Below are 16,120 nucleotides of genomic sequence, written 5' to 3'. Positions count from 1 at the left end.
CAGACCGCGTTATCGTTCATCGCGAGCAGGCTCGCTCCCACAGGATTGGGTGCTGTTGTCGGGAGTTGAGCAGGGCTACATCGTCTTGCGCCGTTGCCTACAACTGCGCCAGAATCCGCCGGCTTGTGCGCTTGGGGTCTGGATCCTATTGTTTGCGGGTCGCTGTCGGTTCAGCGATCGGGTTTAGCAGCTCGGATAATCCTAGACGTACAGTTCTCCACATTCGTGTTCAGACTTCAGTGTCTACACGTCTATGTCATGGCGGTTGTGCGTGGGAGACCTCAGGGTCTGCCGGGTTCTAGGGGCCGGTCTGCTAACCCGCGTACAGTCGCCACCTTTTTTGTTTAGCAGCGAATTCTGGCGGCTCCATTACCCTAGGAGCATCACCATGTTCAAGATCACACCCAATCCTCCGGAAACGGACCCAGCCTCTTCCTACACCGGCCTCGACCCCGAAAAACTCCAGGAAGCCACCGAGCGGGCATTGGATTTCTACCTGAAACCGAAACAGGCGGAACCCGACAACGCGCCGCCCCCTGGTCAGCTCTTCACCGTTGTGGACGATATCGACACCGAGTGTCTGCTGGCCAACCTCAGCGAGACCCTGGCTTCTGCCAATGTTATGGCCAGCGACCTGGCGTTCGAGCTGGATGGCTCGCGGCGGCATTTTGCCTTGGGTCTTCAGCAGTTGATCGAGTTGAGTGGTTTGCTGGCGAATCGGGCACTGGATCGGGTCGATCCACGAGCTGAAGCCGAGTGATGTTGTGGCGAGGGGATTTATCCCCGCTGGGGTGCGAAGCGCCCCTGAATCTGGGCATGCGGTGTGTCAGACAGGTTGAGGGGCTGCTACGCAGCCCAGCGGGGATAAATCCCCTCGCCACAGGGGTGGTGCTCACAAGACACCCAACAAAAAGCCCCGCTTCCTTTTCGGAAGCGGGGCTTTTTGCGCATCAGGCCACTTGAGTCTGTGCGCTCACCGGCTGAAGCGGTAGCAGCGGTGCATGGGGATCGGCCTTGACCGATGCGCGCCATGCCGCCAGCCATTCGGGATGGCCTTCGCTCCAGATCTGCTCGTGCAGTCGGGACAGGGCCACCGGATCGCTCAACAGTGCCAGTCGCTCACCGTTGTTGAGCCCGCTCGGGCCGACCTTCAAGGCGTGACGAACACGTTCGACCCGCAGCCATTCGATCGGCTCGGCCTGGCCGTGCCGGGACGTCGCCAACGCACACGCCAGGGCGTTTTGCTGAGGATCGACCACCGCGCGAATGAAGCCGTCGTTCAATGCATGCCAACGGTTCTCATGGGTGTACTGGTCGGTCGACACCAGCTCCTGTGGTGGCGCGTATTCCTCAGGGATCAGGAACAGGCTTTCATCACGGGACTTCAAGCCCAGGCCTACACGGCTGGAGATCACCGACACCGGGATCGACAGCATCAGCGAACCGACGATCGGCACCAGCCACCACAGGAAGCTCGGGTTCAACCAGATCACCAGCAGTGCCCAGAAGAAGCCCAGCAGGGTCTGCGGGCCGTGGCGCTTGACCGCTTCGCTCCAGGGCGTCGAGTCGTCATCACGTTGCGGCGAGTTCCAGGTGGCGGCCCAGCCCAGGAACGCGGCGAGCACGAAACGGGTGTGGAAAATCATCCGCACCGGCGCCAGCAACATGGAGAACAGCATCTCCAGCAGCATCGACAGCGTCACCTTGAACTTGCCACCGAACTCCTTCGCGCCTTTGGCCCAGATCAGGACAATGCTCAACAGCTTGGGCAGGAACAGCAGCACGATCGTGGTGGAGAACAGGGCGATGGCCTTCTCTGGATGCCATTGCGGCCAGAGCGGATACAGCTGGCGCGGCTCAAGGAAGTACTGCGGCTCCATCAGCGTGTTCACCGCCAACAACGCAGTGGACAGCACCAGGAAGAAGAACCACAACGGCGCCGACAGGTAGGACATCACCCCGGTCAGGAACACCGCACGGTGCACCGGGTGCATGCCCTTGACCAGGAACAGCCGGAAGTTCATCAGGTTGCCGTGGCACCAACGACGGTCACGCTTGAGCTCGTCCAACAGGTTCGGCGGCAACTCTTCGTAGCTGCCAGGCAGGTCATAGGCGATCCACACGCCCCAGCCGGCACGGCGCATCAGCGCCGCTTCGACGAAGTCGTGAGACAGGATCGCACCGGCGAACGCACCTTTGCCCGGCAACGGCGCCAGGGCGCAGTGCTCGATGAACGGCTTCATGCGAATGATCGCGTTGTGGCCCCAGTAGTGGGATTCGCCCAACTGCCAGAAGTGCAGGCCGGCGGTGAACAGCGGACCGTACACCCGGGTGGCGAACTGCTGCATGCGCGCATACAGCGTGTCCATGCCCGAGGCCTTTGGCGCGGTCTGGATGATGCCCGCGTCCGGCGTGGCTTCCATCAGGCGCACCAGGCTGGTCAGACACTCGCCGCTCATGACGCTGTCGGCGTCGAGCACGACCATGTACTTGTAGTCGCTGCCCCAACGACGGCAGAAGTCGTCGAGGTTGCCGCTCTTGCGCTTCACGCGACGACGGCGACGACGATAGAAGATCTTGCCCAGGCCGCCGGCTTCGCGGCAGACGTCCAGCCAGGCCTGCTGTTCGGCGACGCAGATATCGGTCTCGTTACTGTCGCTGAGCACGAAGAAGTCAAAACGATCCAGGTCGCCGGTGGCCTTCACCGACTCGAAGGTCGCGCGCAAGCCGGCAAACACACGGGGTACGTCTTCGTTGCAGATCGGCATCACCAGGGCGGTGCGGGCGTCCTTGGGAATCGGCTCGTTGCCGGCGCTGGCACCGGAAATGCGGTACTTGTCGTGACCGGTGAGCAGTTCCAGAAAGCCCATCAGCGCAGTCCAGAAACCGGCCGATACCCAGCAGAACAGGATCCCGAACAGGATCAGGATGCTGGTTTGCAGGGCATACGGCAGCACTTGCGTGGCTGTCTGCAGCAACGGTTGGTGCAGGACTTCCTCCAGGTCCACGAACGACCAGCCCTGGTACGGCATGATGCCTTTCATGTACCAGCCGGCAACGATGGTCTGGCCAAGCATGAGGATGAGCAGGATATAACGGCGGATCGAACCCACGGTGCGCCAACGGGCATGGGGCAGCACCCGCTCATCCTTGGGCGGCTTCGGCGGGTTGGTGCGACCGGTCATCCGTCGCCAGCCGCGCACCAGGATGTTGGTGCGCCATGGTTCCGGCACGACTTTGGTCCGACGAATCGGCGGCGTGGCCTTGAGACGCACGCGACCGCTGGAGTCGAGCCCCAGCATCTCCGCATCCTCGAGCTCTTCGGCAGTGCTCAGGACCAGGCGACGCCCCACCGAGGCTTGCGCCGCCTCGGCGGAATCGTCAACGTCAAAGGTCGAAGACGAAAGACGTTCATGCAACTCGCTGAAGGACCTGCAGCCCGCCAACTCGGCGCGCTGCTGGTCGGTCATTGGCAAATGGGCCAGATATTCGCTGAGCGTCTCTGGCGGTACTGGCGTATTACTCATCGGCTGGCAACTGATAGCTCCAGGTCTCGGTCAGGACTTGTTCAGTCGGTTCCGGTTCCTGCGGGGTTGGGGTCGCCTCGGCGGCGTCGGACGCCTTGACAGCCTTGGCTTCTTCTTTGGCTTGTTCTTTGGTTTTTTCTGCTTCTTTCTCGCCTTGTTGCTTGGCGATCTTGTCGGCCTTGGCCAGGGTAGCGGTCACGGAATGCGACGCGGCTGGTGCTTCGACAGGCGTCAACGGACGGACCAGCGCCGCGCGCATTTCGGTCGCCTGCTTCGCATCCTTGATCTTCAAGCGCAAGGTCAGGCGCCAGCCCTTGGTTTCAGGGTTGTAGCGCACACTGTTCTCGACGACCTCGGCGTTATCGCCGACGCTCACCTGGCTACGCACTTCGGCGTCTTCCGGCAGAGCCTGCAGGGATGGACCTTCGAAATCCACCAGATAGGCGACGCTGCCGTCCGGCTGGCGAATCAGGTTGGATTGCTTCACATCGCCCGTGGAGCGCAGGGTCTGCTTGACCCAGGCGCTGTCCGGCGAGTGCAAGCTGGCTTCGTCCAGCGTCCAGTGCAGGCGATAGGCGAAGTCCAGTGGCTGGCCTGGCTCAGGCAGTTTTTCCGGGCTCCAGAAGGCAACGATGTTGTCGTTGGTTTCGTCAGCGGTCGGGATTTCCACCAGATCGACAGAACCCTTGCCCCAGTCGCCTTTCGGTTCGATCCAGGCGCTTGGACGCTTGTCGTAGCGGTCGTCCAGGTCTTCGTAATGACTGAAGTCACGACCACGTTGCAGCAGGCCGAAACCGCGTGGGTTTTCCACCGAGAAGTTGCTCACGGCCAGGTGTTTCGGGTTGTTCAGCGGACGCCAGATCCACTCGCCGTTGCCAGCGTGAATCGACAGGCCGCTGGAATCGTGCAGCTCGCGGCGGTAGTTCAGCACCTTGGACGGCTGGTTGGCGCCGAACAGGTACATGCTGGTCAGCGGGGCGACACCCAGCTTGTTGACGCGGTCACGCAGGAACATGCGCGCTTTCACGTCGACGACAGTGTCGGTACCCGGACGCAGGGTCAGGCGGTAGGCGCCGGTGGCCCGAGGCGAATCCAGCAGAGCGAAGATCACCAGGTGCTTGTCGGTGGGTTTCGGACGCTGGATCCAGAACTCGCGAAAACGCGGGAATTCTTCACCGGACGGCAATGCGGTATCGATCGCCATGCCGCGGGCGGACAAGCCGTAAGTCTGGCCCTTGCCGATGACGCGGAAATAGCTCGCGCCCAGCATGGTCATGATTTCGTCCTGCTTGTCGGCCTTGTTGATCGGGTACAACACGCGGAAACCCGCGTAGCCCAATTGCTCGGTGGACTTCGGATCGAACTGGACGTCGCCGAAATCGAAGCGCGTCGGGTCGTATTTGATTTCTTCGACGTTGGTCGCGGTGATTTCGTTGATTTTCACCGGCGTATCGAAGTGCATGCCCTGGTGATAGAACGACAGCCTGAACGGCGTCTTCTGGTCGGCCCATTCGGCTTTTTCGGTGCGGAAACGGATTTTTTGATAGTCGCCGAATTTCATCTCGCGAAATTCGTTCGGCAGATTGCTGCGCGGGGCTTCGAATTTTTGCCCGGCCAGTTCTTTAGCCTTCGCCGATACATCATCCAGGCTGAATGCCCACAGTTGGCCCGCACCGAGCAGGCACAACAGCGCCGAGCCCGCTACCAGAGCGCTTTTAAACCGTTTGGCAGACATTTTTGGTGCATTACAGGGACTAACAATCACGAGCAACCCTCGCCGAAAACAGATCAAAAAACCAACGGCCAGATAAAGTATCCGCTTGGTAACGGCATTGAAAAACCGACCTTGCGGAGCACTCTTGCCAAGTTGGCGAGCATTGTTCCGACTCCGATGGGGCAAAATGATTCCCCAAACGGCTCAGGACAACTCTCTACCTAAGTCAAATGGACCAGCGAACGCCGATCCCCCGTAGCGCGCGATTATCTAGCAGGCCGCGTGACAACGCATCAGGGGCAACAAAGTATTTATCGAGAAAACTCCCTGTTTAACCTCGAAACAGAACCGAAAAGGTGTTTCAAACGCTTTCAGACCTGTAACAAGAAGGTTACCGGGCCATCATTGACCAGATGCACTTGCATGTCGGCGCCGAATCTACCTGATGCCACAGTGCCATGCACCTCTTTCGCCTGATTGACAAGGTAGGTGAACAGCTCCTCTCCCAGTGCCGGAGGCGCGGCCGTCGAAAAACTCGGGCGCAAACCGCTCTTGGTGTCCGCCGCCAGGGTGAACTGTGACACCAGCAACAGACCACCCCCGACATCCGCCAGGGACAGGTTCATCTTGCCGTCGGCGTCACTGAACACCCTGTAGTTAAGCAGCTTGTGCAAGAGCTTGTCGGCGCTGGCCCGGGTATCCTCGGGTTCGACCGCCACCAGGACCAGTAAACCCTGGTCCACGGCCCCCACGATATCGCCCGCGACCTCCACCCGGGCACCACGGACCCGTTGCAACAGCCCCTTCATGCTTCTTCGGGCGGCAGGTCGAGCAAGCGCCGGGCCATTTGGCCGGCGGCGCGCACCAGTGCGTCGGTAATACCCGGCTCCGACGCCGCATGACCGGCATCGCGGATCACCTGCAGTTCGCTGTTGGGCCAGTTCTGATGCAGCTCCCAGGCATTGTCCAGCGGGCAGATCACGTCATAGCGACCATGCACGATGACGCCCGGCAAATGGGCGATCTTGTCCATGTCGCGAATCAGCTGGTTGGGTTCGAGGAAGGCGTTGTTGGTGAAGTAATGGCATTCGATGCGGGCAATCGACAGCGCACGCTGCGGCTCGGAGAAGCGGTCGACCACCAGCGGGTTCGGACGCAAGGTCGCTGTACGACCCTCCCAGATGGACCAGGCCTTGGCTGCGTGCATCTGGGCGATCTGGTCATTGCCGGTCAGGCGCTTGTGGAAGGCGCTGAGCAGGTCGTCGCGCTCATCCAGGGGAATGGGTGCAATGTAATCCTGCCAGTAATCGGGGAACAGGCGACTGGCGCCAGCCTGATAGAACCACTCGATTTCCTGGGGGCGGCAGAGAAAGATCCCACGCAGGATCAGGCCGTGGACCCGCTCCGGATGGGTCTGGGCGTAGGCCAGGGCCAGGGTAGAACCCCAGGAGCCGCCGAACAGTACCCATTTCTCGATGCCCAAGTGCTTGCGGATGCGCTCCAGGTCTTCAACCAGATCCCAGGTGGTATTGTTTTCCAGGCTGGCGTGGGGCGTGGAACGACCACAGCCGCGCTGATCGAAAGTAACAATGCGGTACAGGTTCGGATCGAAGTAGCGACGGCTCTGCGCGTCGCAACCCGCGCCCGGACCACCGTGAATGAACACCACCGGCAGGCCTTCCGGAGAGCCACTTTCATCGACATAGAGCGTGTGGGTGTCATCGACAGCCAGATCGTGCCGGGCATGGGGTTTGATCTGCGGGTACAAAGTCTGCATTGGGCGCTCCGTAAGGGGTCGAGTCATCCCTGTAGGGACTCTATTTAATCTGCCGTCAGGCATCATAAACCCGAATTACCTTAATGAGCATGCCCCTCGCCCAAACAATAGAGAACGCTGTGGCGAGGGGATTCATCCCCGCTGAGTCGCAAAGCGGCCCCGCTCACTGGGGGCCGCCATGCAGTCCAGCGGGATAGGTGCCCTCGCCACAACAGGTCGCCATCTGCCCCGGGTTCACCAACCACTGTCAGAGTTGACAGTAGTCGGTCCCTGTTCCGAGTCGTTAAATGATTCCGCTCATCTCCGCAAGCCTGCGGAGCGAGGCACATGACAGGACGTTGATCATGAGCAATCAAAACCTATTCATCGCCATTCTGAGTTTTTCCGACCACACAGAGGACTTCAAAGCCAACCGGATGAAAATGCACGACTACATTACGCCGTCAGGTGAAATCGTTTGGATGATCAAAGGCTACCAGGACAGCATCAACCCGCAGACCCAAAGCAACGAGACCCGCACGATCCAGTTCTATTTGCCGAGGACCGATGTCGTCGGCAGTCGGCAACTGCATCCGCCTCTGGAAATCCCCGAAGTCATGCCGGACAGCGCCTGCTACTACAGGTTCGAAGACAGCCCCGACGACGAGGACAAGGAGGTGGATACGCCCTACCAATATCCCTGCACCGACGGAGAAATCCTGTTCATGCCGCCCCTGCATGAACATCGCATGTCCGGGATCTTCAACTTCAACGTAAAGAATCCGCCCCCGGACAACGGCCGCTTCAACATCAGAGGGGCGTTTGACGTGTATGGCTTCGATCCTGCCGTCGATTCGAGAGCATCGTAAGCCACACTTTCACCGCTTGTACTGCTGGCGCCCCCAGGCCAGCAGGCCCTCAAGCAGCTCTCGGAGGACAACCCGGGTCGGGGCCGCCCGGTCTTCCCGATAGTTGAACGGTTCGAACTCTTCCATGTAGGTGCTCTGGCACAGCTCCAGTTGCACCGCATGGATGTTTTCGGCCGGGTTGCCGTAATGCCGGGTGATGTGTCCGCCCTTGAAACGCCCGTTGAGCACATGGGTGAATGCGCCGTGACGGGCACAGATGGCTTCGAGCTGGCTCGCCAGCACCGGGTCGCAGCTGGCGCCGTTGAAGGTGCCGAGGTTGAAGTCCGGCAGCTTGCCGTCGAACAGGTGCGGGATCACCGAACGGATCGAATGGGCGTCGAACAGCAAGGCGTAGCCGAACTCGGCCTTGAGCCGCGCCAGCTCCTGTTGCAGGGCCTGGTGATACGGCATCCAGATCTGCTGCAGGTACATGGCCCGTTCCTCCGCCGAGGGTACCAGCCCTTCGCGAAACAGCGGCACGCCATCGAACAGCGTCGCCGGGTACAGGCCAGTGGTGGCGCCGACGTACATCGGTGTGTCGTCGGAGGGTCGGTTCAGGTCGACGACGAACCGTGAGTATTCGGCGGACAGGGTACTGGCGCCCAGCTCAGCGGCAAAATCGTAGAGCTTGGGAATGTGCCAGTCGGTGTCCGGCAGGCTCTGGGCTTCATCGATCAACCCGGTCTTCACTGCCGGGGTCAGGCGCAGGCCCGCGTGAGGCATGCTGATCAACAACGGCACGCGTCCCTGGGTGAAATTCAAGACCTTCTCCACAAGCATTCTCCTCAAGCGATTTCAACGCCGTGGCGCACGACGCGTTTTTCCAGTTCACCACCCAGCCAGTACGAAAGGTCGGCCGGACGGTCGATGTGCCAGGCGACAAAATCCGCCACCTTGCCGACCTCCAGCGAACCATGGGTACGGGCCATGCCCAAGGCCTGGGCGGCATGGATCGTTGCACCAGCCAAGGCTTCCTCCGGAGTCATCCGGAAGCAGGTGCATGCCATGTTCAACATCAGGCGCACCGACAGCGCCGGCGAGGTGCCGGGGTTGAGGTCGCTGGCCACGGCGATCTTCACGCCGTGCTTGCGCAGGGCGTCCATCGGCGGCAGTTGGGTTTCCCGAAGAAAGTAAAACGCACCCGGCAGCAGCACGGCCACGGTGCCGGACTCAGCCATGGCGATGGCATCGTCCTCGGTCATGAACTCCAGGTGATCCGCCGACAACGCCTGGTAACGGGCCGCCAGGCTCGAACCGTGCAACGATGACAATTGCTCGGCGTGCAGCTTCACCGGCAAGCCCAGTTGTTGCGCGGTGACGAACACCCGCTCGACCTGCGCCGGGGAAAACGCCAGGTACTCGCAGAAGGCATCCACCGCGTCCACCAGCCCTTCGGCCGCCAGGGCCGGGAGCATTTCGGCACAGATGTGTTCGATGTAGTCGTCGGCGCGGTCGGCGTATTCCGGCGGCAACGCGTGGGCAGCCAGGCAGGTGCTACGCACACTGACCGGCAGTTCGGCAGCGAGACGGCGGGCGACCCGCAACATCTTGCGTTCGTTGGCCAGGTCCAGGCCATAACCGGACTTGATTTCCACCGTGGTCACGCCATCACGCATCAGGCTTCTCAGACGCTTGGCGGCGCTGGCGAACAGTTCGTCCTCACTGGCAGCTCGGGTGGCGCGCACCGTGCTGGCGATGCCGCCACCGGCCGCTGCGATATCGGCATAGCTGACGCCCTGCAGGCGTTGTTCGAATTCACCGCTACGGTTACCGCCGAACACCGTGTGGGTGTGGCAGTCGATCAGGCCCGGGGTGACCCACGCGCCCTTGAGGTCGTTGACCGCCGGATAGTCACCAGCCGGCAGTTCCGCGCGCGGGCCGATCCAGTGGATGTGTTCACCGTGGGTGACGATGGCGGCATCTTCGATGATCGAGTAGACGCCCTGGGCCATGGTGGCGGCGTGGCAGTTTTGCCAGAGGGTTTTCATTGACGTCCTCCGTCAGGATCGTTCCCACGCTTTGCGTGGGAATGCAGTCCGGGACGCTCCGCGTCCCTTGTCGAGCGGGACGCAGAGCGTCCCATGAAGCATTCCCACGCAGAGCGTGGGAACGATCGAGTCAGCCTTGGAAACTCGGTAACAGGTTCGCCATGACCAGCTCGTTCAGGCAACGGCTCGCCAACAGCTCACTGGCGGCATTGATGTCTGGCGCAAAGAACCGGTCCTTCTCATAGAACGGCACTTCGGCACGCAGAATGCTGCGGACCTGCTCCAGTTTGGCGGAGGTCTTCAAGCCACCTCGCAGGTCCAGGCCCTGGCAAGCCGCCAGCCATTCCACCGCCAGGATGCCACGGGTGTTCTCGGCCATTTCCCACAGGCGCTTGCCGGCGGCCGGGGCCATGGACACGTGGTCTTCCTGGTTGGCGGAGGTCGGCAGGCTGTCCACCGAGTGAGGATGGGACAACGCCTTGTTCTCACTCGCCAGAGCAGCCGCGGTGACCTGGGCGATCATGAAGCCGGAATTGACCCCGCCATTACCCACCAGGAACGGTGGCAACTGCGACATGTGCTTGTCCATCATCAGGGAAATGCGACGCTCGCTCAGGGAGCCGATTTCGGCAATCGCCAGGGCCATGTTGTCAGCGGCCATCGCCACGGGTTCGGCGTGGAAGTTGCCGCCGGAAATCACATCGCCTTCGGCGGCGAACACCAACGGGTTATCCGAGACGGCGTTGGCCTCGATCACCAGCACTTCGGCCGCCTGGCGGAACTGGGTCAGGCAGGCGCCCATCACTTGCGGCTGGCAACGCAGGGAGTACGGATCCTGGACCTTGTCGCAGTTCTGGTGCGAAGCGGACACTTCGCTGCGCTCGCCCAGCAGATCGCGGTACGCGGCGGCGGCATCGATCTGGCCCTTCTGGCCACGGGCGGCGTGGATACGCGGGTCGAATGGCGAGCGGGAGCCAAGCACGGCTTCCACCGTGAGGCTGCCCAGGGCCAGGGCACCGGCAAACAGGTCTTCACCCTCGAACAGGCCACGCAGGGCAAATGCGGTGGACACCTGGGTGCCGTTGAGCAGCGCCAGGCCTTCTTTGGCGGCCAGGGTCAGCGGTGCGAGACCGGCGATTTTCAGCGCGTCGACGGCCGGCAGCCATTCACCTTTGTAGCGCGCCTTGCCTTCACCCAGCAACACCAGGGACATGTGGGCCAACGGTGCCAGGTCGCCGGAAGCACCGACCGAGCCCTTGAGCGGGATGTGCGGATAGACCTCGGCATTGACCAGCGCGATCAGCGCATCGATCACTTGTCGGCGAATACCGGAAAAACCCCGACTCAGGCTGTTGACCTTGAGCACCATGATCAAGCGCACCAGCGCATCGCTGATCGGCTCGCCCACGCCAGCGGCATGGGACAGCACCAGGGAGCGCTGCAGGTTTTCCAGGTCTTCGCTGGCGATACGGGTCGAGGCCAGCAGACCGAAACCGGTGTTGATGCCGTAGGCGGTACGGTTCTCGGCGAGGATCTGCTCCACGCACGCCACGCTGGCTTCGATTTGTGCCGAAGCGCTGGCATCGAGGCTCAGGGTCACCGGTTGCTGATAGATGTCGCGCAATTGAGCCAGGCTCAATTGACCGGGAATCAGGTTTAAGGCAGTCATTTATTGCTCCTTTTGAGAGTTTTTTTTTAACTCGCCAGTCGCTCCGGAATGTTCCGTTATCCGTCACCCTCGCTTTTTGAGCGATGCTTTTTGGGCAGGGGGTGCCTTGGCACGCTGGCGCTTTTTTTCGATCAATTCAAATTCGGTAACACGCTGTGCAGCAGGTTCGGGTCTTTAAGCAGCCCGGCGGCGCTGGCAATGTCCGGCGCCAGCCAGCGGTCCTGGTCATAGGCAGCAACGCGCTCACGCAGCAATTGCCAGGCGATACCGGTGCCGGCGCCGAAGCGCTGTGCCTTGAGGAATTCAAAGGCCTGGGCCGCCAGCAGGTATTCGATGGCGAGAATCTGCGTACAGTTTTCCAACGCCCTGTGCAGCTTCAGGGCCGCGTTGGTGCCCAGGCTCAAGTGATCTTCCTGCAAGCCCGAGGTCACGTAATTATCGAGCACCGCCGGTTGCGCCAACTGGCGATTCTCCGCGCACAAGGAGGCGGCGACGTACTGCACGATCATCATCCCCGAGTTCACGCCGGGATTGGCCACCAGAAAGGCCGGCAGTCCGCTGACATGCGGGTTGATCAACCGGTCGAGACGGCGCTCGGCGATGGAGCCGATTTCCGCCATGGCAATCGCCAGCAGATCCGCCGCCAGGGCCACCGACTGACCGTGGGGGTTGGCCTGGGACATGACCCGGAAGTTATCCGGCGTGCCCAGCAACAGCGGGTTATCGGTGGCAGCGTTGAGTTCGGTTTCGATTTGCTGCCGCGCATGGGCCAGTTGATCGCGAGCAGCGCCGTGCACCTGGGGAATCGAGCGGATGCTCAAGGCATCCTGGGTGCGAATGCTCAGGCTCGCGGCGATGACTTCGCTGCCATCGAGCAAGGCCCGCAGATTGGTACCGACCTGCTGCATGCCGGGGTGCGGCTTGAGGGCGATGATCTCGGCGTCGAACGCGGCAATCTGTCCACGCTGGGCCTCGAAACTCATGGCGCCGATCACATCGGCCCATTGCACCAGCCGCGTCGCATCGGCCAGGGCCAGGCAACTGAGGCCGGTCATGCACGGCGTACCGTTGACCAGGCACAGGCCGTCCTTTGCCCCCAGTTGAACCGGTTGCAAGCCTTCTGCGGCCAGGGCCTGTTGCGCCGCGACGATCTGGCCGCGATAGCTGACCTGGCCGACGCCCAGCAGCGCAATGCTGATGTGAGCCATGTGGGTCAGGTAACCCACCGATCCCTGGGACGGCACTTGTGGGGTGATGCCGCGATTGAGCAGCGCCAGCAAGGCTTCGACCACCCGACGATGAATGCCGGACTTGCCCTGGCTGTAGTTGAGGATGGCAGCGCAGAGAATCGCCCGGGTCTGTTCGTCCGCCAGCGGCGCGCCCACGCCACAGGCATGGCTGAGCAGGGTGTTGCGCGACAGTTGGCTGAGCTGTTCATCCTTGAGCGACACATTGCACAAGGCCCCCAGGCCGGTGTTGACGCCATAGGCGCGCTCGCCGCTTTCGACGATGCGCTGCACGATGGCCTGGGCATTGTCGATCCGCGCCCAGGCCTGGGCCGACAGCTCAAGCTCGGCACCGAAGCGAGCGACGGCGACCACGTCCTGCCAACGCAGGGGGGCGTCGGCGATGATGATTTTTTCAGCCTGGGACATCTAAAGCCTCATACACATATTAAGTTGCCAACACCCTTGAGTCGCAGCGGGATTATCCGTGGGAGCAAGGCTTGCCCGCGATGAATCCAATGCGCTCTCTCTGGAACCGAGGTGCCTGTATCGCGAGCAAGCTTTGCTCCCACAGACTTTGTGACCGGCCCGCCCTACACCACCGCCGCCCGCCGCTGCACGAACCGATCGACGTACTCATCGGCCGGCGAATGCAGGATCTCCCGGGGTGTGCCGACCTGGATCAGCTTGCCGTCCTTGAGAATCGCGATACGGTTGCCGATGCGCACGGCCTCGTCGAGGTCGTGGGTAATGAAGACGATGGTCTTGTGCAGGGTCTTTTGCAGTTCCAGCAACTGATCCTGCATTTCGGCGCGGATCAGCGGGTCGAGGGCACTGAAGGCTTCGTCCATGAGGATGATGTCGGTATCCGCCGCCAAGGCACGTGCCAGGCCTACGCGCTGGCGCATGCCGCCGGAGAGCTGGTGCGGGTATTTGTTTTCGTAGCCCTTCAGGCCCACGGTGTTGATCCAGTGCAGCGCGCGCTCGGCACACACTTGTTTGCTCTCGCCGCGGACCTTCAAGCCGTAGGCGACGTTGTCCAGCACACTCTTGTGGGGCAGCAGGCCGAAGCTCTGGAACACCATGCTGATCTTGTGCCGACGGAATTCACGCAGGGCGTCCATGTCCAGTTGCAGGATGTCTTCGCCGTCCACCAGGATCGCGCCGCTGGTGGGATCGATCAGGCGATTGAAGTGCCGCACCAGGGTGGATTTGCCGGAGCCGGACAGGCCCATGATCACGAAGATCTCACCGGTACCGATGCTCAGCGACAGGTCGTTCACACCGACCACGCAGCCGGTTTCGGCCAGCACCTGGTCCTTGGTCTTGTTCTGGCGGATCAGGTCCAAGGCGTCCTTGGACCGGTTGCCGAAAATCTTGAAGACGTTCTTGACTTCGATTTTGCTGATGGTTGCGTTGTTCATTTGCTCACCTCATGCCGAGGACGACCATAGGCCTGGGTAATGCGGTCGATGACCACGGCGAGAATCACAATCGCCAGCCCGGCTTCCAGGCCGCGTCCGACGTTGAGGGTCTGGATGCCCACCAGCACGTCCTCACCCAGGCCACGGGCGCCGATCATCGAGGCGATGACCACCATCGACAGGGCCATCATGGTGGTCTGGTTGATCCCGGCCATGATGCTCGGCAGGGCCAGGGGCAGTTGCACGCCGAACAGTTGTTGCCAGCGGTTGGCACCGAAAGCGTTGATGGCCTCCATCACTTCGCCGTCTACCTGGCGGATGCCCAGGTCGGTGAGACGAATCAGGGGCGGCGCGGCATAGATCACGGTGGCGAAGATCGCCGGGACCTTGCCCAGGCCGAACAGCATCAACACAGGAATCAGGTACACGAAGCTCGGCATGGTCTGCATGATGTCCAGCAACGGCATCAGCACCGAACGCAGGCGATTGCTGCGTGCCGAAAGAATGCCCAGCGGGATGCCGATCAATACCGAAATCAACGTCGCCACCAGCATCAGCGCGAGGGTCTGCATCAGTTTGTCCCACAGGCCCACCGCGCCCACCAGAAACAGCAGGCCGACGATCACCGCCGTGGCCACGACCTTGCGGGTGGCGTGCCAGGCAATGCCACCGACGATGGCCAGCATCAACCACCAGGGCGCCATGCGCAGCAGGCCTTCGAGATTGACGATGGCCCACAGCAGGGTATCGGAGATGTGCCGGAACACATCGCCATAATTCGTCACCAGGGCGTCGACCCAGCCGTTGACCCAGTCGGCGATGGAAAAGGTAAAGCTTTCGGGAAACATAAGAGACTCTCGATCAGGGGGATGCGGTGAATGTCCCGGCCAGCCCAAGGGGTGGCCGGGAGGTATTCGACCTACAGAGCCGCGTCGATTTTCTTGGCAGCGTCTGCGCTCACCCAGGCGTGCCAGACTTCAGGATGTTCCTTCAGGAAGATCTTCGCCAGTTTCGGCGACTCGATCCGCTCTTTGGCCATGCGTCCGAGGTTCTGGTTCAGGATATCGATGGGCAGGTTGACCTTTTCCAGCACAGCCACCAGTTCCGGGGCCTCATCGTGGAAGGTCTTGGACAGGCCGACCTTGATGCTCACGCTTTTATCCACACCCGGTTTTTCTTCCAGTTTTACCAGGTCCACCTGGCCCATCAACGGGGTTGGCGACCAGTAGTAGAACAGGATCGGCTCGCCACGCTTGTAGCTCGACAACACGGCCGCATCCAACGCCGGCCCGGTACCTGGACGGAAGTTGGTGTAGGTATTTTCCAGGCCATAGCTTTTCAGCATTTCGCTGTTGTCCAGCTCACAGGTCCAACCGGCCGGGCAGTTGTAGAAACGGCCCTTGGACGGTTCTTCCGGGTCCTTGAACACGGCGGCGTACTGACCCAGGTCGGCGATGTTCTTCAGGCCCGGGGCCTTGGCTTCCAGCTTGCGCTTGGCGTCGCCTTCAACCACGTAGCGCGGCACGTACCAGCCTTCGATGGCACCCACCACCGGCGCACCGACGCCGACCACTTTGCCGGCCTTCTCGGCCTTGTTCCAGACTTCGCTGCGGCCGACCCATTCTTCGGCAAACACTTGGATGTCGTTGCTGCTCAGGGCGTTTTCCATGGTGATGGAGTTGCCCGGCAGGCTGTCGGTCTTGCAGTCGTAGCCTTTTTCCAACACCACTTGCAGGACGTCGGTCAGCAGCATGGCGCTTTCCCAGTTCAGGCCGGCGAATTTCACCGGTTTGCCCGACTCGCACCAACCCGCCGCCTGGGTGGCGCCGGCGCTGGCCAGCAGGCCCATGGAAAGCAAAGTGGTCAGCAGGGTCTTGTTCGATTTCATTGTGTGACGCTCCTAATCAG

The 16,120-nt window shown here is 61.5% G+C and carries 13 protein-coding genes; 2 read left to right on the top strand and 11 right to left on the bottom strand.

What is annotated here, in order from left to right; all coding sequences use genetic code 11:
• Positions 1 to 388 precede the first annotated feature (388 nt).
• A complete protein-coding gene (locus tag ACODTO_RS08660; protein WP_464710193.1) occupies positions 389 to 760 on the top strand; it encodes a DUF6124 family protein in 372 nt (123 codons plus the stop codon).
• A 190-nt stretch (positions 761 to 950) separates the two neighbouring features.
• On the opposite strand, the gene mdoH is transcribed toward ACODTO_RS08660, so the two are convergent.
• From mdoH to pip, 4 genes are all read right to left on the bottom strand, one after another.
• The gene (gene mdoH, locus ACODTO_RS08655; RefSeq protein ID WP_489106290.1) at positions 951 to 3,527 is read right to left on the bottom strand and encodes a glucans biosynthesis glucosyltransferase MdoH; all 2,577 of its coding nucleotides are present in this window, start codon (positions 3,525 to 3,527) and stop codon (positions 951 to 953) included.
• On the bottom strand, positions 3,520 to 5,262 hold the full coding sequence (locus ACODTO_RS08650; RefSeq protein WP_175384591.1) for a glucan biosynthesis protein G: 1,743 nt from the start codon (positions 5,260 to 5,262) through the stop codon (positions 3,520 to 3,522). Before ACODTO_RS08650 ends, mdoH begins: the two co-directional genes overlap by 8 nt.
• Before the next feature lie 350 nt (positions 5,263 to 5,612).
• Positions 5,613 to 6,050, bottom strand: coding sequence for a D-aminoacyl-tRNA deacylase (gene dtd / locus ACODTO_RS08645; RefSeq protein ID WP_139646457.1), 438 nt, complete (start codon positions 6,048 to 6,050; stop codon positions 5,613 to 5,615).
• On the bottom strand, positions 6,047 to 7,018 hold the full coding sequence (gene pip / locus ACODTO_RS08640) for a prolyl aminopeptidase (protein ID WP_489106289.1): 972 nt from the start codon (positions 7,016 to 7,018) through the stop codon (positions 6,047 to 6,049). Before pip ends, dtd begins: the two co-directional genes overlap by 4 nt.
• A gap of 344 nt (positions 7,019 to 7,362) precedes the next feature.
• Here pip and ACODTO_RS08635 point away from each other — a divergent pair, with 344 nt between their 5' ends.
• Positions 7,363 to 7,866, top strand: coding sequence for a hypothetical protein (locus ACODTO_RS08635; RefSeq protein ID WP_175384590.1), 504 nt, complete (start codon positions 7,363 to 7,365; stop codon positions 7,864 to 7,866).
• A gap of 9 nt (positions 7,867 to 7,875) precedes the next feature.
• Here ACODTO_RS08635 and hutG read toward each other — a convergent pair whose 3' ends face one another.
• From hutG to ACODTO_RS08600, 7 genes are all read right to left on the bottom strand, one after another.
• Positions 7,876 to 8,679: an N-formylglutamate deformylase gene (gene hutG / locus ACODTO_RS08630; protein ID WP_489106288.1), complete on the bottom strand. Its 804-nt coding sequence runs from the start codon at positions 8,677 to 8,679 to the stop codon at positions 7,876 to 7,878.
• Positions 8,680 to 8,690: 11 nt separating this feature from the next.
• Positions 8,691 to 9,893 (bottom strand): imidazolonepropionase, encoded by a 1,203-nt coding sequence (hutI, locus tag ACODTO_RS08625; protein WP_464710188.1) that lies wholly within the window; start codon positions 9,891 to 9,893, stop codon positions 8,691 to 8,693.
• 130 nt (positions 9,894 to 10,023) lie between these two features.
• Positions 10,024 to 11,562 (bottom strand): histidine ammonia-lyase, encoded by a 1,539-nt coding sequence (hutH, locus tag ACODTO_RS08620; protein WP_489106287.1) that lies wholly within the window; start codon positions 11,560 to 11,562, stop codon positions 10,024 to 10,026.
• Between the two features lie 131 nt (positions 11,563 to 11,693).
• Entirely contained in the window at positions 11,694 to 13,217 is a 1,524-nt protein-coding gene (gene hutH / locus ACODTO_RS08615; protein ID WP_489106286.1) for a histidine ammonia-lyase, read from the bottom strand.
• A 164-nt stretch (positions 13,218 to 13,381) separates the two neighbouring features.
• Positions 13,382 to 14,212 carry a quaternary amine ABC transporter ATP-binding protein gene (locus ACODTO_RS08610; RefSeq protein WP_139646438.1) on the bottom strand — a complete coding sequence of 277 codons (831 nt, stop codon included), beginning with the start codon at positions 14,210 to 14,212 and terminating at the stop codon, positions 13,382 to 13,384.
• Complete coding sequence (locus ACODTO_RS08605) at positions 14,209 to 15,060, bottom strand: ABC transporter permease (protein ID WP_041024738.1); 852 nt, start codon at positions 15,058 to 15,060, stop codon at positions 14,209 to 14,211. The genes ACODTO_RS08610 and ACODTO_RS08605 overlap by 4 nt, the downstream gene beginning before the upstream one ends.
• A gap of 71 nt (positions 15,061 to 15,131) precedes the next feature.
• A complete protein-coding gene (locus ACODTO_RS08600; RefSeq protein ID WP_139646436.1) occupies positions 15,132 to 16,100 on the bottom strand; it encodes an ABC transporter substrate-binding protein in 969 nt (322 codons plus the stop codon).
• Positions 16,101 to 16,120: the final 20 nt, after the last annotated feature.

It is taken from the genome of Pseudomonas sp. FG13, assembly GCF_057809755.1.
This window is presented reverse-complemented; position numbering and strand designations above follow the sequence as displayed.